This window comes from Chryseotalea sp. WA131a (genome assembly GCA_025370075.1).
In the GTDB taxonomy this organism is placed as follows: domain Bacteria; phylum Bacteroidota; class Bacteroidia; order Cytophagales; family Cyclobacteriaceae; genus ELB16-189.
In genome coordinates, this window is the sequence record CP073016.1 from 340,069 (window position 1) to 361,857 (window position 21,789).

Sequence of the window (21,789 nt, forward strand, 5' to 3'; positions counted from 1 at the left end):
AAAATGAAACTCAAGCCCCTACTTTACGGTTCTCTAAAGCACAGTAAAAGCCTATTTGCCATAGCGTTTCGACTGTGATGAGAACCACGCCAAAAGCGTGGTTTTTTTTTGCACGCCCTCCGAAGCCTTCTTTGACTGCCGAAGTTTTTAACGAAGGCAGTGGCGAAGGAGGGTTGCCGCCCTCCGAAGCCTTATTTGACTGCCGAAGTTTTTAACGAAGGCATTGGCGAAGGAGGGTTGCCGCCCTCCGAAGCCTTCTTTGACTGCCGAAGTTTTTAACGAAGGCAGTGGCGAAGGAGGGTTGCCGCCCTCCGAAGCCTTATTTAACTGCCAAAGTTTTTGACTGAGCTACTGCCATGCGCCAACTGACGGAATTAAGTTCCTAAAAACTTATATTTGAACAAACTCCACAGTAAACTCATGAACGGTGAATCGCTGAACATTAAAGACGACAATCTCAACAAATTAAAATCTGTATTACCTGAGTTATTCAGTGAAGACCAACTCGATTGGGAAAAACTAAAAGCTCACTTGGGAGACAACATCGTAATTGCCAATGAGCGATATACTCTGAATTGGGCTGGCAAATCAGATGCCTTTAAGGCCTTGCAACAACCTACCACAGCGACACTTAAGCCATCTCCTGAAGAATCAATCAATTTTGAGACAACCGCAAATGTATTTATTGAAGGCGAGAACCTGGAGGTGCTTAAAGTATTGCAAAAATCCTACTACGGAAAAGTAAAGTGCATTATTATAGACCCGCCTTATAACACAGGCAACGACAGTTTTATTTACCCCGACAGTTTTAAAGAAAACAAGGCCGACTACGAAAAACGTATTGGCGACAAAGACGAAGATGGCTACCTGATGAAGGAAGGCTACTTTAGAAAAAACAGCAAAGACAGCGGACACTTTCACAGCAATTGGCTGAGCATGATGTACCCACGATTGTTTTTGGCTAAAAACCTGATGCGCGATGACGGAGTAATCTTTATTCACATTGACGACAATGAAGTTCACAACCTCCGTTTGGTGATGAACGAGATTTTTGGCGAGGAAAATTTTGTGGCGCAAATTGTTTGGCAAAAGAAATATGCTGTTGCAAATGACGATGATGGGATTAGTGCAACACATGATTATATTTTAGTATTCCAAAAATCACTTGAATTTGAAAGGAAACTATTGCCTAGAACAGAAAAGCAATTGATTCGCTATCAGAATCCAGATAACGATTCAAGAGGGGAATGGTCTTCAAGCGAATACGTAAGTAGTAAATCCAAGACCGAACGTCCCACGCTGTGGTATCCAATTAAGCATCCAAAAACCAATGAAGATGTTTGGCCAGACGAAAATGCCGTGTGGCGATACAGCAAAGAAAAGCATGAGAAGATGGTTTCCGAAAATCGATTGTATTGGGGGCCTGAGCAATCATACAAAAAACCTCGTCTAAAAAGATTTTTATCTGAAATCCAGGAAGGTGTTGTGCCTAGCACTTGGTGGCCATTTGATGATGTGGGTCACAATGATGAAGGGCAAAAGGAAACAGCAGAACTGATGGGTAAGAAAATTTTTAGTACGCCCAAACCTGTTCGCTTAATTAAAAAGATAATCTCCATTGCAACAGAAAAAGATTCAGGTGATTTGATTCTGGACTTCTTCTCGGGCTCTGGAACAACGGCTCATGCCGTTTTGGAAATGAATATGGAAGTAAGTGGAAATCGAAAATTCATCCTCGCCCAGTTACCTGAGTTGTGCGATGAGTCAAGCGAAGCCTTTAAATCTGGATTTAAAACTATTGCCGATATTTCAAAAGAGCGCGTCAGAAGAGTCATTCAGAAAATAAAAAAGGAAAAATCAGAAAAGCAGGATTTGTTTGAAAATGAAAATCTCGACTTGGGTTTTAAAGTTTTCAAACTATCTGCCTCAAACTTCAAAATTTGGCGAGGAATTACGATAAAAAACCAGAGCGAAAAAGTTGGTATTGCTGCGGAGCCTGAAGAGAACTATAATGGAGATAAAGGACAAGAAAACGATTTGATCGAACAATTGGAAATGTTTACCAATCCGGTAAAAGAGGGCAGCGAAAAAGAAAACATGCTGTATGAGTTGCTATTAAAGGCTGGCTATGCCCTTGCAGAAAAAATAGAAAAGCACCCGTTTTTCTATTCTGTAAAAGATAACGAACTGATTGTAGCGTTGGAGATGATGAGTCCAGAAGTGGTAGAAGTTATCACGAAATCACTTCCCAAACCTAAGAAGGTGGTTACACTTGACATTCTTTTTGCAAATAATGACCAGTTAAAGACCAACACCGTGTTGCAGATGAAAGATGCTGGTATTGACTTTAAAACAATATAAATACCATTTTGCTGGCGCTAGCAAAATGGTGTTGTTAACAATAGAACAATATGGAGTCAGAGGCTATCAGACAACTCACATCCGATTTTGAACTTGCCGTTCAGCAAACCGGAGACACAGAATATTGGTTTGCTCGTGATTTACAGGTGCTGCTGGGATATGAGCAATGGAGGAATTTTTTACAGGTTGTAGAAAAGGCAAAAACGGCCTGCCAGCAAAGTGGTCATCCGGTTGCCGACCATTTTGCCGATGTCAGCAAAATGGTTGATCTGGGTTCTGGAGCAAAACGTGAAATAGACGACATCATGCTTACCCGCTACGCTTGCTATTTAGTTGCCCAAAATGGAGATCCCCGGAAAGAACAGATAGCTTTTGCGCAGAATTATTTTGCGGTTCAAACCAGACGCGCTGAAATCATTGAGAAACGACTTCGAGAGTATGAGCGTGTTAAGGCACGTGAAAAACTCAGCCACACAGAAAAGCAGTTGTCAGGAATTTTGTTTGAGCGAGGTGTAGACAACCAGGGCTTTGCTGTTATTCGCTCTAAAGGTGATCAGGCTTTGTTCAGGCTCTCAACACAACAGTTGAAGAAAAAATTGGGCGTACCCGAAAGCAGACCGGTTGCAGATTTTTTACCGACCATCAGCATAAAAGCCAAAGATTTAGCGGCTGAAATGACCAGCCTGAACGTGCAGAATAAGGATTTGAAAGGACAAAACCCTATTGAAAAAGAACATGTAGACAACAGCCGGGCGGTTCGAGAGATGCTTACCAAAAGAGGCATAGTACCTGAAAATTTGCCACCAGCCGAGGATGTAAAGAAAGTGCAGCGCAGATTGGAAGGTGAAGAAAAGAACTTGTTGAAAGGAGCTAAAGGAAAAAGAAAGAAATGAAACTCCACTTCGATAGCAATCAAGAATATCAGTTAGAAGCGATTAAGTCGGTAACGGATTTGTTTGAAGGTCAGCCTTTGAATGGTGGCGATTTCGAATTTACATTGACTCAATCCGGGCAACTGTTAACCGAGAATGGATTCGGAAATCATTTAATGCTTACAGAAGACCAACTACTCGCCAATGTAAAAACCATTCAGGAGCGAAACAACCTCACCCCCAGCCCCTCTCCACTTGGAGAGGGGCTTGTTCACGGAAAGCATTTTAGTGTCGAAATGGAAACTGGTACAGGCAAGACCTACGTGTACCTGCGAACGATTTATGAATTAAATAAACTTTACGGGTTCAAGAAATTTCTGATTGTTGTTCCCTCAGTCGCCATTCGTGAAGGTGTCATCAAGAATCTTAAAATCACACACGACCATTTTCAATCGCTTTACGATAATACAGCGATTGCATTTAATGTGTACGACAGCAAGCGCGTTTCTCATCTAAGAACCTATGCCAATAGCAATGCTGTTCAAATTCTGGTAATCAATATTGATTCGTTCGCCAAAGACGAAAACATTATCAATAAAATAAACGAGACTGGCAAAAGGCCTATAGAGTTCATTCAAAGCACAAACCCCATTGTGATTGTGGACGAGCCACAAAACATGGAAACCGAAATTCGGAGAAAGGCTATTTTAAATCTTCATCCGCTTTGCACCCTTCGTTATTCGGCAACGCACACCAATGTTTACAATTTGGTCTATTCACTGAATCCGGTAAAGGCTTATGATTTGGGTTTGGTCAAACAAATTGAAGTAGATTCTGTGGTAAGTGAAAACGCCATGAACGAAGCATTCATTCAGGTGGAAAAGATAAGTGCTACAAAAACCAAAATAACGGCCAAGATTAAAATTGATTGCAACACCAATAAGGGTGTCACTAAAAAGTCAGTGTCCGTTAAAGTTGGAGACGATATATTTAAACTTAGCAACAACCGCGAGATTTATAAAGATGGTTTTATCATTGATGAAATTGATGCGGGCAACCAAAGCATTACCATGACAAATGGTTTGTTTCTTTCTATGGGCGAATCGCAAGGCGGAATGAATGATGAGGTGATGAAATTCATGATTCGCAAGGCCATTGAAGAACATCTGAAAAAAGAACGAAGCTTCAAAGGCAAGGGCATTAAGGTACTTTCACTGTTCTTCATTGACAAAGTAAAAAATTACCGCGAGTACGATGCGAACGGAAATCCGGTAAAAGGAAAGTTTGCAGAATGGTTTGAGGAAATCTATAAGGAAGAAATCAAGAAGCCAGCCTATTCAGAGTTAATCTCTTTTGAAGTGGAGCAACTTCATAATGGCTATTTTTCACAAAACAACAAAGGTCGCGTTAAAGATACAGGAGGTGAAACGCAAGCTGATGATGATACCTACCAACTCATCATGCAGGAAAAAGAAAAATTATTGGACATTGAAACCCCTTTACGTTTCATTTTCAGTCACTCTGCTTTACGCGAAGGTTGGGACAATCCAAACGTATTTCAGATTTGTACCTTGAATGAAACGAAATCGGAAATCAAAAAGCGCCAAGAAATCGGAAGAGGATTAAGACTTTGTGTTGACCAGAACGGTCAACGGATTTTCGGGCAAAATATCAATCGTCTAACAATTATTGCCAATGAACGGTATGAAGATTTTGCCAAGGCACTCCAAAAAGAAATTGAAGAAGATTGCGGAGTAGATTTTTCTGGACGCACCAAAAACAAAAGAGACAGGCAAGCGGTCAACCTTCGAAAAGGATTTGAGGCCGACCCTAAGTTTTTACAAATCTGGGAGAAGATTAAGTTTCACACGAAGTACAGCGTTTCATATAAAACCGATGAACTGGTTTTACTTGCATCCAAGGCCGTAAAAGATATTCCTGAAATCAAAAAGCCATCCGTAAAGTCTACTAAAAAAGGATTGTTGTTAACGGATAAAGGAATTGAGAGTCATTTGTTAAGTGACAGTTCAACCGATAGTTACGAAGCAAAGTTTGAAATTCCTGACTTACTAACATACATACAAAGCAAAACTGAGTTAACCAGAAGCACTATTCTTGAAATTCTTAAAAAGTCGGAAAGGCTTAACGAGTATGTTCTAAATCCGCAATTGTTTATGGACTATGCCGTAACTGCCATACGGACACAACTCTATGAATTGATGATTGACGGAATCAAATACGAAAAGATTGGCGACAAGTGGTATGAAATGACTTTGTTTCAGGATGATGAACTTGAATTCTTCGTGAACCAATTCACGTTTGAAATCTCGAAGCCTGAAAGAACCATTTACGAAAATTATATTCCGCTGCAATCAGGTATTGAAAGCCAATTCGCCAAAGACTGCGAGAGCAGTGACAATATTGAGTTCTTCTTTAAACTTCCGTTCTGGTTTAAAATAAATACGCCTATTGGCACATACAACCCAGATTGGGCAGTAGTGTTTAGAGGTGAAAAGAAAATCTATTTTGTTGCCGAGACGAAAAGTCGTGGCCAGGAATTGCGAGGAAGCGAAAAACTAAAAATCAAATGCGGTGAAGCGCATTTTGCCAAGTTTAAAGAAGTTGTTTACAAAAGAGTTTCCTCCGTATCGGAATTGAATAGTTAGAAAATAAACAGCTCCAACTTTTTACCAATTAGGGTACAATTAGTACCCCAGTTGAAATGACACGCATAAAAGCAATGGAGGCAGAGGACATCAATCCCCAATCAACACAAACGGAGCCCAATAATATGGGTTGGTGAACTTTCCTTCGGCAATCATTTTCAGTTTTGCTTTTTGCAATGCCTTTTTAAAATCTTGGTTGGGGTTGGAGGCCAACTCGCGGTAGAAGTTCGTCATCAACTCTGCAGTCGATTCATCGGCCACTGTCCAAAAAGAGACAATAATGTTTTTGGCCCCTGCATAAATTAACGCACGCGATAAGCCAATCACCCCTTCACCTTTGCTTACCTTTCCCAAACCTGTTTGGCAAGCGGAGAGCACGGCCAAGTTGGCGTTGAGGTTCAGGTTATAAATTTCACCAGCGTATAGATTGCCATCGTCTGTAGTGTTGGAACTTAAAAATATGCGCGAGCTGGCGGGGTTCTCCTCGTCCACAACTCCGTGTGTGGCAAAATGCAAATAGTTGTAACTGCCCAACTCTTTTGATTTAATGAGCGATTCGTTGGCATCGGCAAACTTCACCTCTTTTGATTTGCCTGCAAACAAGTTGGCAATATCCATCACTTCCTTTTCTGTGCCGGGCAATGCATTTAGGTTTTGGTGCGCATCAAAAGTAACCGGTGCACATAAAAAAATGGAAGGTGCAGCGTTACTGGCGGGCAACTTACTTTTTTGCAAAAAAAGACTGGCAGAAAAATCGTAACTAACACCCACGCGGTTGATGAGATAAGAAACATTTTTGAATTCCTCGCCCGCAATTTTTTTGGTAGGCAATGCTTCAAACGGAATAGTGGCTAAACTGCCCGAGGGGATGATGACAATTTCAGAAATGTCATTCGTGATTTTTGGCAACAAAACTTTTGCCACTACATCAGTCGATTTTTTGTAGATGGGCAAGTTGCTGTAGAACAAACTGTTGGTAAAACCTTTTAAGTAACGATCAAAATCAACAGGCAAAGAAAGATTGATGACTTTGAATCTTTTAGTAGTGATAATGAATTGATAGAGGCGCTTGTTGCTTTCTGCAATAAAATAACTGACCAATGCGGTGGAAGGCTTCAATGCCTTTTGCAAATCGGCCACCGTTGTTTTGCTTTTGCTGTATTTAAGGTTGTAGTAGTTCGGGAAGTTGGTCTCTAGATTTTTTACAAACTGATTGTAATTGTTGTTAGCAGTAAAAAGTTGTTGCCGTAATTTTTTTTCTTCTTCCTCAACTGGTTTTTGGGCAAGTTTTTGAGCAAACAAAGCAATGGCAGATTTTAGATTTTTTTCTTTCTCCAGCAATTCATCGGGTATGCCCGCAAAAGATTTTGCTTGTGTGTCGGCAATAGACTCTTGCAACACAGCCGATTTACTTTTTTCAGCAAAGTAAAAAGCATGCTCTAAATATTCTTTTGACCCTAATGTTAGGTCGCTGATGGTGTAGGCAATGCGTACCCCGTCTTCGTACACTTCGTTGGCCAATGCACCGAGTGAAAGTTTATCACTTTCATCCGTGCTATGCTGCCGAATGTCATCGATGAGCGAATCGCACGTGTATAAACTGTTGAGCGCAATTTTCAAATCTTCTAGCTTTAATGTTTTGGAGAAGTGCCTTTCTTCCAGTGCACGCGCTTTCAATTGTAGGGTGTACACCATTACTTGTTTGTTGTAGGCCTCCGTGCCAATGGGGTTTTTATGGTAGTCTAATTCCGCAAACGAAAACGAATTTGCTTTTAACGCAGATTGATAGGATTGAAGCGTTTCATCGTATTTCTTTTTGCTCAATTGATAACGGCCTAATTGGTTGTACGTGCTAGCAATGTCTGGATGCTTTTCACCATATGATTTTTTGTACATGTCCAGTGATTGATTGAAAAAAGCGGTAGCCGATTTTTCATCATTCAAATAGGAATAAGTCACCGCCAAGTTGCCCAACACAATGGCTAGGTTGGGGTGGCCGTTCGGATAGATTTTTTCCCAGATTTTTTTAGCTTTTTCAAAGTTATTGATGGCATCGCCATACAATTTTAATTGCTGGTAGTTGATGCCGATGTTGATGGCTGCGATGGCAATTTTTGGATGGTTTGTGCCATGCAACTTTTCGTAAATCGCCAATGCTTTTTCGTATTGCTCCAAGGCCTGGTCTAAATCTTTTTTCAACGTGTAAATCAAACCCAAATCATTGTAAGAGGCAGCTACTTCTTCACTGGGTTCACCAAATAATTTTTGCCGGGTTTGGAGGGCAATCGTTCCGTACTCCAAGGCTTGGTTGCTTTTTCCGGTTGTGTTATAAACCAACGCGAGGTTAGCCAAGCACTTAGCAGCATCTTTTGTGTTTTGCTTTTCGATGGATTGAAATTTGTTCCACGAAGTTTGTAGTGATTCGAGGGCTAAATCATAACGCCCTTTGTTCAGATGCAAAAAACCAAAATTGGAAAAGGTTACCGCTTCCGCGAAAGCGTTTGAGTTTTTGATTTGACCAAGGGTGGCTTCTGCATTGATTAAATCGCCTTGTAAGATTTGGGTCTCTGCTTTTTTGTTTTGAAGAAAGGGAAGTTTAGAATTGTCTGCTTGGTTGATTTCAGATTCAATCAATTGAAGCGCTTGTGAATAATTTGCTTCGTTGATAAGGGCATCTATTTTAGCAAGTTGGGTTTCCTGCGCAACCAAGGGAGGGCTGAACAACAAAAATAGTAATGCTGCAAAATAACGTTTCATCAGAATCGATAAATGTAAGTGACTGAATTCACCAACTCGCGTGTAAGTCCGTCAGGATTCAAATCTCGCTGTATGATTTTGTGACCAATCAATAACCGAACGCCAGAACGAGTATTGAAGTTATATCCTGCCGTTACAATTCCAGAGAGTGCGAGGCCTGAGGCATCTTCACGAATTACGCGAATATTATTTGAGTTGGTAAATTCATCGCGATTGATACGATAGATTGGAAGTAAACCTATGGAACAATTGAATTGCGACCAACGAAAATTTCGCTCCACCCTCAGCATTACATCAATGCCTCTGCGCAAATTTTTGGCTTGCGTGTACAAATCTACGTAGGCTTTTTCATCTGTTCCGTTCCACGCAGACCAAACAAACTGGTTGTTATTTTCATTTAGAGGAATTTGGATTCCTGTCGCAAACAACCATTTGCGGTTGATGAACGACAGCCCCGTGATAAAATCGTAAGTCCCTAAACTTGTTTGGTAATACATGGGCAATGGCCGACCATCAACTGATTTATCTGATTGATTGGTCGGTATTTTTCCTCCCACAGAAAGATTCAAATCAAATTTATCGGAAGAAAAAATATTTCGCGTAAAGCAAAGTGAAATGTCGCCAACCGAACCCGTATTTGCCAATCGACCACTTACAAATTGGTACGGCACTTTTAATTGAAAGGTATTTTTTTGATTTAAACTAAAATTGAAATCCGCAGTGGCCACATAAATGACTGGCGTAAGGGTAGTAGTGCCACGATAGAAACTCAGTTCCATCGTTCTTAATCTCAATTGTACTTTTTTGTTGTAAGGTTGGTCAGGCTTCATGGCGCCCATCGTACAAAAGCCCGCATCGCTGCAGCCTTGCGCAAAGCAATTGACTTGAGTGACTGCAAGACCAACAAGAAAGAGAATTTTCTTAAGCATAAAATGTGGTTACAAGTTAGTGAGGGTTGGTGCATGAAGCAAGTAGGAAAATAATTTCAAATAGTGTTACCTTTGAAGTATGCTGATAGGGCGAAACGATAATAACCAAATTACGATTACTGTTTCATCTGACGTTGATAGCTTTGGATTGCAGCGGGTGATTGACTATGTCAAATATTTAGAGGCAACTTCTAAAAGCAAAGCCAAGCAATCGGACATTGATAAACTGGCTGAAAAGGTGAACTCAGATTGGTGGACTAAAAACCGCAAACGTTTTGTTAAGTGAAAGTTATTGTTGACGCTAATATTGTCTTTAGCGGAATACTCAACGTTAACAGCAAGATTGGTGACCTTTTGATAAATTCTAGGAACCATTTCGATTTCATCGCCCCGTATTTTCTTCATTCTGAAATCGGTAAACATTATCTAAAGATTCAAAAAATATCGGGTCTTTCTTTTGAGGATATAAGGGAGGCCGAATCTCAAATCTGTAAAGACATTAGTTTTATTTCTGAGGAACAAATACGTCCATCCATGTGGTCATTAGCTGAGAAATTGGTTGCAGATATTGACCCGAAAGACACAGTTTATCTTGCTTATTCAAAACAATTCAGATGTAAAATCTGGAGCGGGGATAAAAAACTAATTGTTGGATTGAAGAAAAAGGGATTTAAGAATTTTATTTCTACAGAAGAACTGTATTTACACCGAATTCAACCAGGGTCGTAATTTTTTCTCCTCCATTTTTTAAAAACCCCCAAGCGGTTATCTTTGCGCCCTAATTATAAAAAATGGGTTTAAAATGTGGGATTGTGGGGTTGCCGAATGTGGGCAAGTCCACGCTTTTCAATGCGATTTCCAATAACAAGGCCGAGGCGGCCAATTTTCCTTTCTGCACCATAGAGCCCAACGTAGGGGTGATTTCGGTGCCAGACAATCGACTGAAAATTTTGGAGGGATTGGTGAACCCGCAAAAAGTGATACCCACCACATTTGAATTTGTGGACATTGCCGGTTTGGTGAAAGGGGCCAGCAAAGGGGAAGGATTGGGCAATCAGTTTTTGGCCAACATTCGTGAAGTGGACGCGATTGCCCATGTGATTCGTTGTTTTGATAACGATAACATCATTCACGTTGCCGGAAAGGTGGATCCTATATCCGACAAGGAAATCATCGATACCGAATTGCAGTTGAAAGATTTAGAGTCGATTGAGAAAAAAATCAGCAAAGTAGAACGCACTGCCAAAAGCGGAGATGCCAAAGCGAAAAAGGAACTGGCTACCTTGGTTGCGTACAAAGAAACATTGCTAGCGGGAAAGAATGCACGCAGCTTGCAGGTTTCGCCTGAAGATAAAATAGCCATTGAAGATTTGTTGTTGTTAACGGACAAGCCTGTGATTTACGTTGCCAACGTAGACGAGAAGGCGGTGCTTACGGGAAATCAACACGTAGAGAATTTAAAGAACTTAGTGAAGCAAGAAGGTGCCGAAGTGGTAATGGTATGCGCGGCCATTGAAGCACAAATTGCCGAACTGGAAAGTGAAGAAGACCGAACCGTGTTTTTGGCAGAGTATGGATTGAAAGAATCGGGGTTGAACCGGCTAATTCGTGCGGCTTACGATTTGCTGCATTTGATAACTTATTTTACCGCAGGCGAAAAGGAAGTACGTGCTTGGACCATACATAAGGGGTGGAAAGCACCGGCAGCTGCGGGCGTCATTCATACCGATTTTGAAAAAGGCTTCATTCGGGCGGAGGTTATCAAAATACCTGATTATCAGAAATATAAAAGTGAGGCTGGTTGCCGCGAAGCGGGTAAATTGGCGGTAGAGGGCAAAGAATATGTGGTGGAAGATGGAGATGTAATGCATTTCCGCTTCAATGTTTAGAAAACCTTACATCCCATTCATTGATTCGCCTCATTTTAAGTACTTTAGCTCTCCGCTCTTCAATGATTTTTTAACAAGCGGTTCTTTTTTTAAGCTAAACGTAGTAATCACCTTGAGAATCAGGATTGTTTTTTCGCTGAAAAACCGTGGGGCATACGTACCGTTTCACCACCAATTTCTGTTGGCGCAAACCATCAAAGGCTTGATTCTTACCGGAAAGCGAGCCGAGTTTCTGTCGTACACACAATTCAACTTTTCTGGGCTCAAAGGACAGATTAAAATCAGTCGCAAGGGGTTGCATTTTTATTCTTCACGCGTCACGCTTGTGTTGTCGGCTTCCGATCAAGCGTTTTTAGATTACTTGGTTTCAATTTTGTTTGAGCAAAAAGAATTGCTCATTGGCAATTTGCAATTGGTGCCGGAAACAACCGAAGCGGAAGAACCGGTGGCAGTAGGAGAGACGGTAAAATTTCTGTGCATTTCCCCGATCGTGTTGTTGCCATCTTCTTTCAATGATGAAGCCAGCAAACGTTTTATTTCGCCCGATGTAGATGAGTTCTCGGATTTGTTGTACGATAATACGCTCGAGCGGATGGAGAAGTCGGGAAAATTCTCCGCTCAACAATTGGCAGATTTCTACAAGTTTCAATTGGTGCCCGACAAAGAATACATCGAGCGTGTTCAAGCTGCGCATAAAAAATTTGCGCGCATTTATCCGCTTTACGATTCCGACATCAAATTTGAAGTGCGCGGTTATACATTTCCCTTCACCTTGTATGCGCCACAACCCGTGCAGCAATTCATTTACGAAAATGGTTTTGGCCACTATGCCCACAAAGGCTTTGGCATGCTAGACGTGGCCGGTGCCAGTGCACACAAGCGCGAGACGGATGCGGAGTTGACGTATGCGTAAATGGGGCAGCGGGGATTAGGCATTGGTAAATGACCAATCAGAAACTGTTATTTTATTTAATTAACTTTGGTTTATCATATCTTCAAACCTTTATCACTTATGGATATTGTGGCTGAGCGTTCTTCTTTGATTAAGAAGTTGGAACAAATAAACGATGAGATGTTGCTTAAAGCAATTCATGAATTGATAGAGCAATCTCAAATACAGGATAACGAGTACTTGGGTGAAACCATTGAAGAGTACAATCGCGAATTGGATGCCGCCAAAGCTAGGGTAGAGTCTGGTAAATTTATTCGCCACGAAGATTTGGAAAAAGAATCTTCTCAATGGTGAGAAAAAGAAAAATCTTTTGGGACGAAAATGCCCGCCTCTCTTTATTTGAACTGTATAAATATATTCGTGCTGATTCATTGACTAATGCTTTAAAGGTTAAACAGGAAATTTTGGCGTCCGTAAAAGTGCTATCAACCTATCCTGCGATTCATCCACCTGATAAGTTTAAACAGCTCACCGATGGAAACTTTAGAGCGTATGAAAAGCATCTCTACAGAATATCGTATCATGTTTCAAAATTTGAAGTAATCATTCTGAGAATTAGGCATGTTAGGCAAAAGCCAGAGAAGTATTGAATAGCTGGGCAATTTCTACTAAAGCTAACGCTGATTCATCTGCAAAAAGTAATACCCAACCAACAAATCTGCATTCGGTCGGAAGGGGCGAGAGTAGACAAAAACTTCGTAGAAATTTTCTGTTTCAAAGTGATTGCCTTCTAGCGAGGTATTTTCTTTTTTGGAATCGGTTAGGTATTGATAATTATACAAACCTTGCTTGATGAACTGGCGCGATTCGTAAAAACCAGCCGAGTTGTAGTGCATCTTATTTTCATCGGTGCGTTGATAATTATTAAAAGCACCTACCACATAAACGGGTTCTGTTGCTTCCGGTATTTTCAACAAAAAGTTTACATACAGGTAATTGCCCGTCAACGGTGCATCGCCAACATCCAGGTTTTCGATTAAGTAGTTTCCATTTAGGTCAGGGTATTGTGCATAAAATTGGTCGGTGCGCGGAGCATCGGTAGCCAAGTACAACTCATATGGTTTTACGAGCTTGTTGATTTTGCTAGTATTGGCACCGGGTGCTTGCAACGAGCGAAAATCTGCCCAGCGAAATTCATTGCCACCGTCAAATTGTTGAGCAGTATCAAAAAAGCGATACTCCAAACGATGTACAGCTTCATTAACATTGTTAGGGGTTGGGTTGAATTTGGCATTGTCCCACCTGTAGTTTTGCCGCATCACCACGTGCACATTGTCCATGGGATTGATGATTTCCATGCTGCCATATTCTACATCAAAATTAAATTGTTGCTTGCCCCGTTGCAAAGTGCCACTGCCCGCAAATTGCGTGTCTTTGATTATAACCACTTGATTGGCATATACCATAAAGCGTTTGGAAAGAATTAAATCAGACACCTCGCCATCACGGTAGACAATTAATAAATAATTGCCTGGCCACTTTACGGGCGGCACTTGGTACCGGTAATGAATGTAGCGTGCGTGGGTATTGATGCTAAAGATGTAGTCTGTTATTGGGTTTTCATTGTAGTTTTCCAGAAAGTCGAGGTCGGCTAGGGTTGACTTGGTCCAATCAAAATTGCAGTGGATGAGTTTTACATAATAGCTGTTTCGATTGTCTTGAATGTCGTCAAACTCTAGCTGTAGAATTTGGTGCTCGAGTGGAACAATGGATGGCTGTAGGTAATCGCGCGGGTTGCCGATGTTGGGATAAAGTTGTACGGTTTTTATTTGCCACTCGTAGGTTTTGTCCGTGTAGGAGAGCGTTTTTTGCGAGTAGGTGGTGAGGGAACACAAAACTAAGAATGTAATAATAGTTGTGTGCGAGCGTTCGGCTAGGGATAGTAGCGAAAATCCTTTTGCACAGGGGCACGGTGGGAGGCTGCAAAAGATTGTAGCGGATAGCCCGGCCTGAGCAGTAATGACTTGTGCATGAGGGCGAAGGAGCCGCATGAAAAATCTAAACATAATTCAAAGCTAAAGGTTTTTGCTTGTTAATGGTAACTTTAGCAATGGTTGAGAAAAACCCTGACGGTAACGTTAGGATTAAACTAAATTCTAAAATCTTAACTTGGCTGTACAACCATTTGAAAAAAGCGCGTGTCTAACAAGCAGATAGGGTTCATGCTCAACGAAAAGGAGCTTCTGGAAGGCTGCGCCAAAGGCGACAGGGCCGCACAAAAGGCTTTGTATGAACGCTATTGCCGAAAAATGATGGTGATTTGCCAACGTTATGCGAAAACAACAGCTGAGGCGGAAGACATTTTGCAAGAAGGTTTTGTGAAGGTATTTGGGGCGATCAAATCATTTCGGGGTGAGTCGGCACTGGGCACGTGGATAACGCGGATTATGATCAATACGGCACTCAACTCGCAGCGACAAAAATTATACATGCTGCCGATGGTGGACTTGACGGAAGTGAGTTTGCCCGAGCGAGAAGAGGTCATTCTGGCGCAGTTTCGTTTGGAAGAATTGGTAGCCATCATTCAATCGCTGCCCGATGGATGCCGAGTGGTTTTCAACTTATTCGCCATTGAGGGATATGGACACAATGAGATTGCCAAGATGATGAACATCAGCGAAGGCACTTCGAAATCGCAGTACAACAGGGCCAAGAGTTTGCTTCGGACAAAGCTGGAGGCGCAACAACAGAAATATGAAGAGTTCGGAAAATCGAAAATTTGAGGAAGCGTGGAAGAAGGCTTTTGCCGATGCCGAAGGGAACGTGAGTGACTCGGTATGGAATAACATTGATTCGCAATTGGTGCGTGCCGAAAGCGGAGAGATGAAAAAGCGCATAGTGTTTTATAAGTGGTTGGCTGCTGCTTCGGTGGTGTTTGCGCTGGGTGTGGGTGGGGTTTTTGTGTATCGAAATAGTTTTGAGGATAAAGATGGAAGTCGGCAGTCCTCGTTCGCTCAAGCTTCGGAGGATAAATTTGAAGCAGGCAAGGGTGAGGAGGTTGACAACGGGAAGTTGACAATAGTCAAGGAGCAAGGAGAGGTTGGCAGTCGTGACGCTTTGGGTGAGGACGCTGACATTTATCGTCAGGGTAGGCAGTCCTCCATCGCTGCAGCTAAGGAGGATAAATTGGCAGTAGGCAGTGTTGAAAAAATTGACAAAGCACAATTAGCAGTTGATAAAAATAAGGTGGGAAAAGTAGGCGATCCTGATGCTTTGGTTCAAGTTATTGACATTCATCGTCAGAATGGACAGAGAATGGTAGGCAAGGGTGAAGCGGTTGAAAATGGGAAGGGAATGTCTAAGACTGATGGGGAGAAAAAACTGGGCGATGAAAAGTTTTTGACAGAACAAACAACGGAAGCCTCACTTGCTATAGTAGAAGAACCATTAAAAGAAGAAGCAAAATCAGCAGAAGTAAAATCAATGAATGAGTTGACTGGGTCCAGTCAAACAGGGGTGACAGCGATAATCCCTACCGAAAATATTTTGAAAGAAACCGATACGGTAGCATTTATTGAGAGTCCAATTAAAATTGCTAAGGTTGAAGAACTAAAATCGGATGAAGAGAAAAAGGTTGTTAAAAAAGTAGTAGAAGAAAATTGGTGGGCAGCTGTCAGTGGTTCGGCCGGAAGTTATGATCCGAATGGGGGGGCAGCTAGCTCCAGCAGTTTACTGCGCAATGCGCCCGCAGGTACATTTTCACCAAGTGCGTCACAGAATAACACGGCATCGCTGGGCACTGCCTATTCGTATGGTGTAAATTTTGGAAAGCGAATTACCCCACGCTGGGTGCTTATTTCCGGAGTAGGGTTTTTGAGCCAGTCGATCAACTATCCATCGAACCAAGCGGTGTTTAATGCTAGCCAAGCGCAAGCATTTTCGGCAGATGCTAGCAAACTTTCCAATTCAAATGGTACGACAGCAGCACCCATCAATTCATACGAGCTAAACAGCATCAACGAATTTATCACCGTGCCATTGCAGGCAGGTTATTTAATTGTGAACAAGAAAATAGGTGTACAACTGAATGCAGGTGTTGCCAGCGATATTTTTGTTCGCAATTCGTTGGTAGACCCAACCAGCCGATTGTCAACCAATACCCAAACTGCCGGAGAAAACTCAACCTACAGAACTTTTAATTGGACGGGGTTGGTAGGAACCGAGTTAAGCTACAGAATTTCCAATCATTATCGGATTTCGGTTATTCCAGGTATGCGCTATTCTTTCAATTCTATTTTAAAACCTACCGTGGGCGGTACTATCACTCCGTTGATTTGGGATGTAGGGTTTAGGTTCAGATATATTTTTTAGGAGACTGGGTTGCACGTCTTGGTGAACGTGTAACAATGTTATAGATAGGTGATGAATAATTTACTGTTAATGTTGAAACTATGAAAAATACTATTGTGTGGATTACCGATGTCCTTTTCCTGACTACAATCACTGTTTTGTTTTGGTTACTGATTCCGATGACGAGTTTGTTTTGGGGAAAGAAGTTTTTGTACAAAGCATAGCGTAATTTAGTTGGTCTCTCCAACCTATCTCAGGGTTAACGTGTCAAACATGAATAAATACCTTCTGCCATGAAAAAGAAAACCGCTCTCCCCGTTGTATTATTACTATTGCTCCTAATTCCTTTTGCTTGCGAAGACAAGTATGAGGTTGAGCAAAAGTATTCATACTTTGAGCCGATCTATACCACCGCGGCTGAGATACGAGCTTCGGTAGGAGTGGTGGCTCCGCAAGAGATCAAAGAAGCAGGCAAAATTTATATCAAAGACAATTGGCTTTTTGTGAATGAGGTGGGCAAGGGCATCCACGTTATTGATAATAGTAATCCGAAGGCACCCGTCACTAAAAATTTCCTAAACATTCCTGGTAATTACGATTTGGCAGTGAAAGGTAATATTCTCTATGCCGACAGTTATATTGATTTGCTGGCCATTGATATTTCGGACAAGTCAGATATCAAAATTGTAAAACGATTGGAAGGGATTTTTTCAGTATACAACAGGATGGGTTCAGGAATAGATCCTGTAAAGGGAATTATCACTAGCTGGAAGGAAAAGGAGAACGTGACAGTCACAACCTCAAGAAATCAAATTCAACCATGGGGAGGTTTTTGGATGCGGAGTGATGTGGTGGCATTTAGTCAGGTTTCAAGTATGAAAACAGCATCCGTTCCGGGTAATCCTGCTACTACTGGAATTGGCGGCTCAATGGCTCGCTTCACCATCGAAGGCGATTATCTATACATGCTCGATGCCGGCAATGTGCATTCGGTAAGTATTAAGACATTGGAAAACCCCATCGCGAAAAGCAAAAACATGATCGCGTGGGACATTGAAACCATTTTTCCGCATGAGGGAAAATTGTTTTTTGGCGCACAAAGTGGTATGTATATTTTCGGATTGGATGATCCCGAAAAACCAACTCAAATCAGTCGCTATGCGCACGTGCGTAGCTGCGACCCAGTGGTAGTAGAAGGCGACCTTGCGTATGTAACGCTGCGTTCGGGCACAACCTGCCAAGGATTTACCAATCAATTGGAAGTGATCGATATCAAAGATTTAACCAATCCGGTGTTGTTAAAAATCTATCCGATGACGAACCCACACGGCCTTGGCATCGACAATAAAAATCTTTTTATATGCGATGGCGATGATGGATTAAAGATTTATGACGCCACTGACCATTTAAAAATTTCGGATAATCAATTGGCGCACTATAAAAACATCAATACCTACGATGTTATTCCCTACAACAACGTTGCCATTATGACGGGCAAAGATGGGATCTATCAATTTGATTATTCCAACCCAAAAGATATTAAGTTGTTGAGTAAGGTCATGATTTCAAATCAGTAAACGATGCGGTTAATTTTTTTCTTGATAGCTGGATTCATTTCAAATCTTCTTTTCGCTCAGTCAAAAATGGATTCTGCGAAGTTTAAAAAGCATTATTTTGGTACAGTACTGAGCGGTATTCAAGCAGGGTGCACCAATTGCATCACAGGCAATCAACTAACGGCATCTGCTTATCTGATTAATGGCGTACAGTTTACCAAGCGTTTTTCGGTAGGAATAGGAGTGGGTGCGGATAGCTATCAACAATGGAAAACGATGCCGTTGTTTCTACATCTGTCTGAAAAAATTGCTGGAACTAAAAATGGCCTCCTCCTTCAATTAAATGTGGGCCATGCATGGGCTTGGTTCGATCGACAAGAATATACATTTCCCAACTTTAAACAAGTGGGTGGCTTAATGGTTCATCCTGCTATTACGTATCAGGTTGGATTAGAAAAATGGAATCTAAATTTTTCGGTTGGGTACAAAACACAACCTGCTAGTTATTCCACGCGTTATGAGTATCAGTCTTTCCAAGGAATGCAGTACTACGATACGAATATCAAAAATGAATTTAACCGATTGGTGATTCAGATTGGTTTTGGGTGGAGGTAGGGATTGGGTATTGGGTATTGGGGCTTGGGTATTAGGCATTAGGCATTAGGCCGATACTGATTATTACCACTTACCAAATCACTACCCCCCGAGTTCCTCTATCTCCAACGCAATCGACTCCCATCTTTTGTTCTCCTCTTCTAGCTGCCCATCTACTTTTTCGAATTGCTGCTGTACCACCGTCAACTTTTCAAAATCTCCATACACCTCTGGCTTGGCCATTTCCACTTCAATGGCTTCTTTTTCATTTTGAATCTTTTGAATAGTGTCTTCTACTTTTTTTAATTCTTTATGTAGGTCAGCAATCTTTTTTTGATTGTTGGGCGAAGAATTTTGCGTGGTCTCCTTTTTCTGTTCCTTTCGTGTATCTGGTTTTGATTGTTTTTTCTCTACCGGCTTGGCATCTTCCAAATTTTTCTTGCGCCAATATTCATACTCTTCGTAGGTGCCCGGGTATTCCTTTATCTGATGGTCTTCGATGTACCAAATCTTATTGGCCACTTGGCTCACAAAGTGACGATTGTGAGAGACCACTACAAAACTGCCTTGGTATTGCTGCAACGCTTGAATGAGAATGTTCTCCGAAATAAAATCCAAGTGGTTGGTTGGTTCATCCAACAACAAAAAATTTGCTTCCGAAATCAATGTCTTCGCCAATGCCACGCGCGATTTCTCTCCACCTGAAAGCACTTTTATTTTTTTGTAAACATCATCATCTGAAAACAGAAAGCAACCCAACACCCCGCGCAACTCTTGTTCCGTTTTGGCACTGCCGGCTTGTTTTAATTCCTCTAAGATTTCATTGTCAACGCGTAGCGACTCCAATTGATGCTGGGCATAAAATCCGTAAATCACATTGTAGCCAATGGTTCGCTCGCCACCTACAGACTCGGTGTTGGCAATGATTCGCAGCAGGGTAGACTTACCTTTTCCGTTCGCTCCAATCAATGCAATCTTATCGCCCCGCTCAATGGTTGCATTTGTTTTGGTTAAGATGTCCAGCGGGCCGTATGCTTTCGAAATGTCTTTCAGGGTTACAACATGCCTGCCCGAAGGTTGCTTAAAGGTAAAGCGGAAGTTTACTTCGGCTACATCGCTCACCACTTCTTCAATCATGTCCATGCGGTTCAGTGCCTTTACTCGCGATTGTACTTGTTTGGATTTGGTTGCCTTCGCGCGAAAGCGTTCAATGAATCGCTCGGTTTGTCTGATTTTTGCTTGCTGATTTTCGTATGCCCCTTGCTGAATTTCTTCGCGCATTTGTTTCTCTTGCAAATAAAAAGAGTAGTTGCCTTCGTAGGTTACCAGTTGCTCTTGGGTAACGTCTACCGTTTTGCTGATCACGTTGTCCAAAAAAGTTCGATCGTGCGAAACCACAATCACCGCGCCTTCATAATTGCGCAAATAATCTTCTACCCACTCAATGGAGGGAAGGTCCAAGTGGTTGGTAGGCTCATCGAGCATCAGGCACGAAGGTTTTTCTAGCAGCAACTTAGCCAGCATCACCCGCATGCGCCACCCGCCCGAAAATTCTTTTAGCGGCCGGTGCAAGTCTTGTGTACTGAATCCAATCCCTTCCAACACTTCTTCGGCTTTCGATTGCATGGTGTAGCCATCCAACTGCTCAAATTTTTCTTGCAGTTTGGTGAGTTTCTCTACTAGCTCATCGGAATATTCTGTTTCTAATTTATGAAGTGTGTTTTCTAATTGCCGTTGCGTATCTACTGCATCTTTAAATGCACCCATTGCCACCGTTAAAATAGCATCATCGCTTTGGTAGGAGAGCAGGTCCTGGTTCAAAAAGCCTAGTGTACAATCTTTTGCTTTGCTGATGGAGCCGCTATCGATCGTTAAATCACCGTTGATGATTTTGAGCAAAGTCGATTTGCCGCGCCCGTTCAAGCCAATCAACCCAATTTTGTCGTTAGGTTTGATGAACATAGAGGCATTTTGGTAAAGTGCGCGTCCGCCAATGAAATAAGAGATGTTGGAAATTGAAATCATGGTCTATTTGAGGGCGCAAAGGTACAAAAGGGTATTCATGTATTCTGTCAGGAATGAATACATTTCGATAGTTTTGTAAAATATACCAACAAATTTTTACGGTGAAGTTTCCCTTTTCGCTTACAGAAGTAAAATCCATTGATCGGCCTACCGCTTGGGTGGCTGTTGGCAGTGTGTTTTGCCTCGTTGGCATTCGCTTTTTTGGCAACGCTGAGTATGTGAAAAGCTTGAATGGTATTTTTCAAATGGCAGGCCTTCCTCGTTATACGATCTTATTTTTCAGAAATTGTTTCGGGAAGTTCATTCTTCCTTTTGGCAGATGGCCTATTGGGCGATCGTTACCTTATTTTTTTATTTGATCGTGCCGATGCTCATTATCAAAAAAGTTTTTAAGCAATCGTTGCGAAATTTTGGCTTGAAGCAGAAAGAAATGTTTGGCTATTCTGCAGTGTACTTGTCTGCGCTTGCTGTGATTTTGCCTGTGGTGGTCATGGTTTCTTTTTCTCCCGCCTTTCGCGCTACTTATCCCTTTTATTTTCCGGTTGATCGAGCCGATATGTTTCCCTATTTTTTTAGCTGGGAGTGTTTGTACCTGTTGCAATTTTTTGGCTTAGAATTTTTCTTTCGTGGCTTTATGATCCACGGTTTGAAAGACAAGCTCGGTATATATTCCGTATTTGTAATGACCATTCCGTATTGCATGATTCATTTTGGAAAACCCTTGCCAGAATGTGTAGGCTCGATCGGTGCGGGGTTGTTCTTAGGTATGATGAGCTACAAAACGGGTTCTGTTTGGATGGGCGCATTTTTGCACATGGCCGTGGCCATCAGCATGGATGTGTTGAGCCTGTGGCATAGAGGGTATTTCTAGAATTTACTTAACCGCAAAGGACGCAGA

Annotated in this window: 18 protein-coding genes; 14 read left to right on the plus strand and 4 right to left on the minus strand. The window is 41.8% G+C overall.

What is annotated here, in order from left to right; genetic code table 11:
- The first annotated feature begins 396 nt into the window (after window positions 1-396).
- The 3 genes from KA713_01620 to KA713_01630 are packed head-to-tail and all read left to right on the plus strand — an operon-like array spanning window position 397 to window position 5,899.
- Window positions 397-2,361 carry a site-specific DNA-methyltransferase gene (locus tag KA713_01620; GenBank protein UXE67331.1) on the plus strand — a complete coding sequence of 655 codons (1,965 nt, stop codon included), beginning with the start codon at window positions 397-399 and terminating at the stop codon, window positions 2,359-2,361.
- Window positions 2,362-2,411: 50 nt separating this feature from the next.
- On the plus strand, window positions 2,412-3,254 hold the full coding sequence (gene dinD / locus KA713_01625) for a DNA damage-inducible protein D (protein ID UXE67332.1): 843 nt from the start codon (window positions 2,412-2,414) through the stop codon (window positions 3,252-3,254).
- Window positions 3,251-5,899, plus strand: a complete 2,649-nt coding sequence (locus KA713_01630; GenBank protein UXE67333.1) for a DEAD/DEAH box helicase family protein — start codon at window positions 3,251-3,253, stop codon at window positions 5,897-5,899. Before dinD ends, KA713_01630 begins: the two co-directional genes overlap by 4 nt.
- A gap of 90 nt (window positions 5,900-5,989) precedes the next feature.
- Here the strand turns inward: KA713_01630 and KA713_01635 are convergent, their stop codons facing one another.
- Window positions 5,990-8,656 (minus strand): CHAT domain-containing protein, encoded by a 2,667-nt coding sequence (locus tag KA713_01635; protein ID UXE67334.1) that lies wholly within the window; start codon window positions 8,654-8,656, stop codon window positions 5,990-5,992.
- Complete coding sequence (locus tag KA713_01640; protein ID UXE67335.1) at window positions 8,656-9,585, minus strand: hypothetical protein; 930 nt, start codon at window positions 9,583-9,585, stop codon at window positions 8,656-8,658. The genes KA713_01635 and KA713_01640 overlap by 1 nt, the downstream gene beginning before the upstream one ends.
- Before the next feature lie 79 nt (window positions 9,586-9,664).
- Between KA713_01640 and KA713_01645 the strand changes: the two genes are divergently transcribed.
- The 6 genes from KA713_01645 (at window position 9,665) to KA713_01670 (ending at window position 13,016) form a co-directional block, all read left to right on the plus strand.
- The gene (locus KA713_01645) at window positions 9,665-9,871 is read left to right on the plus strand and encodes a hypothetical protein (GenBank protein ID UXE67336.1); all 207 of its coding nucleotides are present in this window, start codon (window positions 9,665-9,667) and stop codon (window positions 9,869-9,871) included.
- Window positions 9,868-10,314 (plus strand): hypothetical protein, encoded by a 447-nt coding sequence (locus KA713_01650; GenBank protein UXE67337.1) that lies wholly within the window; start codon window positions 9,868-9,870, stop codon window positions 10,312-10,314. Before KA713_01645 ends, KA713_01650 begins: the two co-directional genes overlap by 4 nt.
- A 62-nt stretch (window positions 10,315-10,376) precedes the next feature.
- The gene (gene ychF / locus KA713_01655) at window positions 10,377-11,474 is read left to right on the plus strand and encodes a redox-regulated ATPase YchF (protein ID UXE67338.1); all 1,098 of its coding nucleotides are present in this window, start codon (window positions 10,377-10,379) and stop codon (window positions 11,472-11,474) included.
- Between the two features lie 112 nt (window positions 11,475-11,586).
- Entirely contained in the window at window positions 11,587-12,387 is an 801-nt protein-coding gene (cas6, locus tag KA713_01660; protein UXE68995.1) for a CRISPR-associated endoribonuclease Cas6, read from the plus strand.
- A 99-nt stretch (window positions 12,388-12,486) separates the two neighbouring features.
- The gene (locus tag KA713_01665; GenBank protein UXE67339.1) at window positions 12,487-12,720 is read left to right on the plus strand and encodes a hypothetical protein; all 234 of its coding nucleotides are present in this window, start codon (window positions 12,487-12,489) and stop codon (window positions 12,718-12,720) included.
- The gene (locus tag KA713_01670) at window positions 12,714-13,016 is read left to right on the plus strand and encodes a type II toxin-antitoxin system RelE/ParE family toxin (protein UXE67340.1); all 303 of its coding nucleotides are present in this window, start codon (window positions 12,714-12,716) and stop codon (window positions 13,014-13,016) included. Before KA713_01665 ends, KA713_01670 begins: the two co-directional genes overlap by 7 nt.
- 24 nt (window positions 13,017-13,040) lie before the next feature.
- Here KA713_01670 and KA713_01675 read toward each other — a convergent pair whose 3' ends face one another.
- Entirely contained in the window at window positions 13,041-14,432 is a 1,392-nt protein-coding gene (locus KA713_01675; protein ID UXE67341.1) for a DUF5103 domain-containing protein, read from the minus strand.
- A 156-nt stretch (window positions 14,433-14,588) separates the two neighbouring features.
- Here KA713_01675 and KA713_01680 point away from each other — a divergent pair, with 156 nt between their 5' ends.
- The 4 genes from KA713_01680 to KA713_01695 all read left to right on the plus strand — a co-directional run bounded on the left by KA713_01680 (window position 14,589) and on the right by KA713_01695 (window position 18,887).
- Window positions 14,589-15,149 (plus strand): sigma-70 family RNA polymerase sigma factor, encoded by a 561-nt coding sequence (locus KA713_01680; protein UXE68996.1) that lies wholly within the window; start codon window positions 14,589-14,591, stop codon window positions 15,147-15,149.
- Complete coding sequence (locus KA713_01685; GenBank protein UXE67342.1) at window positions 15,121-16,737, plus strand: outer membrane beta-barrel protein; 1,617 nt, start codon at window positions 15,121-15,123, stop codon at window positions 16,735-16,737. The genes KA713_01680 and KA713_01685 overlap by 29 nt, the downstream gene beginning before the upstream one ends.
- A gap of 272 nt (window positions 16,738-17,009) precedes the next feature.
- On the plus strand, window positions 17,010-18,293 hold the full coding sequence (locus tag KA713_01690; GenBank protein ID UXE67343.1) for a hypothetical protein: 1,284 nt from the start codon (window positions 17,010-17,012) through the stop codon (window positions 18,291-18,293).
- A 3-nt stretch (window positions 18,294-18,296) separates the two neighbouring features.
- On the plus strand, window positions 18,297-18,887 hold the full coding sequence (locus KA713_01695) for a hypothetical protein (GenBank protein ID UXE67344.1): 591 nt from the start codon (window positions 18,297-18,299) through the stop codon (window positions 18,885-18,887).
- 81 nt (window positions 18,888-18,968) lie between these two features.
- Here the strand turns inward: KA713_01695 and KA713_01700 are convergent, their stop codons facing one another.
- Window positions 18,969-20,891 (minus strand): ABC-F family ATP-binding cassette domain-containing protein, encoded by a 1,923-nt coding sequence (locus KA713_01700; protein UXE67345.1) that lies wholly within the window; start codon window positions 20,889-20,891, stop codon window positions 18,969-18,971.
- A 319-nt stretch (window positions 20,892-21,210) separates the two neighbouring features.
- On the opposite strand from KA713_01700, the gene KA713_01705 reads away from it, so the two are divergent.
- Complete coding sequence (locus tag KA713_01705; protein ID UXE67346.1) at window positions 21,211-21,762, plus strand: CPBP family intramembrane metalloprotease; 552 nt, start codon at window positions 21,211-21,213, stop codon at window positions 21,760-21,762.
- Window positions 21,763-21,789 lie beyond the last annotated feature (27 nt).

Excerpts from the sequence above, each read along its gene's own strand:
- KA713_01705 (UXE67346.1), top strand. The coding sequence starts at position 21,211 with ATGGCCTATTGGGCGATCGTTACCTTATTTTTTTATTTGATCGTGCCG.
- KA713_01640 (UXE67335.1), bottom strand. The coding sequence starts at position 9,585 with ATGCTTAAGAAAATTCTCTTTCTTGTTGGTCTTGCAGTCACTCAAGTC.
- KA713_01695 (UXE67344.1), top strand. The coding sequence starts at position 18,297 with ATGCGGTTAATTTTTTTCTTGATAGCTGGATTCATTTCAAATCTTCTT.
- dinD (UXE67332.1), top strand. The coding sequence starts at position 2,412 with ATGGAGTCAGAGGCTATCAGACAACTCACATCCGATTTTGAACTTGCC.
- KA713_01675 (UXE67341.1), bottom strand. The coding sequence starts at position 14,432 with ATGTTTAGATTTTTCATGCGGCTCCTTCGCCCTCATGCACAAGTCATT.
- ychF (UXE67338.1), top strand. The coding sequence starts at position 10,377 with ATGGGTTTAAAATGTGGGATTGTGGGGTTGCCGAATGTGGGCAAGTCC.
- KA713_01685 (UXE67342.1), top strand. The coding sequence starts at position 15,121 with ATGAAGAGTTCGGAAAATCGAAAATTTGAGGAAGCGTGGAAGAAGGCT.
- KA713_01645 (UXE67336.1), top strand. The coding sequence starts at position 9,665 with ATGCTGATAGGGCGAAACGATAATAACCAAATTACGATTACTGTTTCA.
- KA713_01680 (UXE68996.1), top strand. The coding sequence starts at position 14,589 with ATGCTCAACGAAAAGGAGCTTCTGGAAGGCTGCGCCAAAGGCGACAGG.
- KA713_01690 (UXE67343.1), top strand. The coding sequence starts at position 17,010 with ATGAAAAAGAAAACCGCTCTCCCCGTTGTATTATTACTATTGCTCCTA.
- KA713_01700 (UXE67345.1), bottom strand. The coding sequence starts at position 20,891 with ATGATTTCAATTTCCAACATCTCTTATTTCATTGGCGGACGCGCACTT.
- KA713_01665 (UXE67339.1), top strand. The coding sequence starts at position 12,487 with ATGGATATTGTGGCTGAGCGTTCTTCTTTGATTAAGAAGTTGGAACAA.
- KA713_01630 (UXE67333.1), top strand. The coding sequence starts at position 3,251 with ATGAAACTCCACTTCGATAGCAATCAAGAATATCAGTTAGAAGCGATT.
- KA713_01670 (UXE67340.1), top strand. The coding sequence starts at position 12,714 with ATGGTGAGAAAAAGAAAAATCTTTTGGGACGAAAATGCCCGCCTCTCT.
- KA713_01635 (UXE67334.1), bottom strand. The coding sequence starts at position 8,656 with ATGAAACGTTATTTTGCAGCATTACTATTTTTGTTGTTCAGCCCTCCC.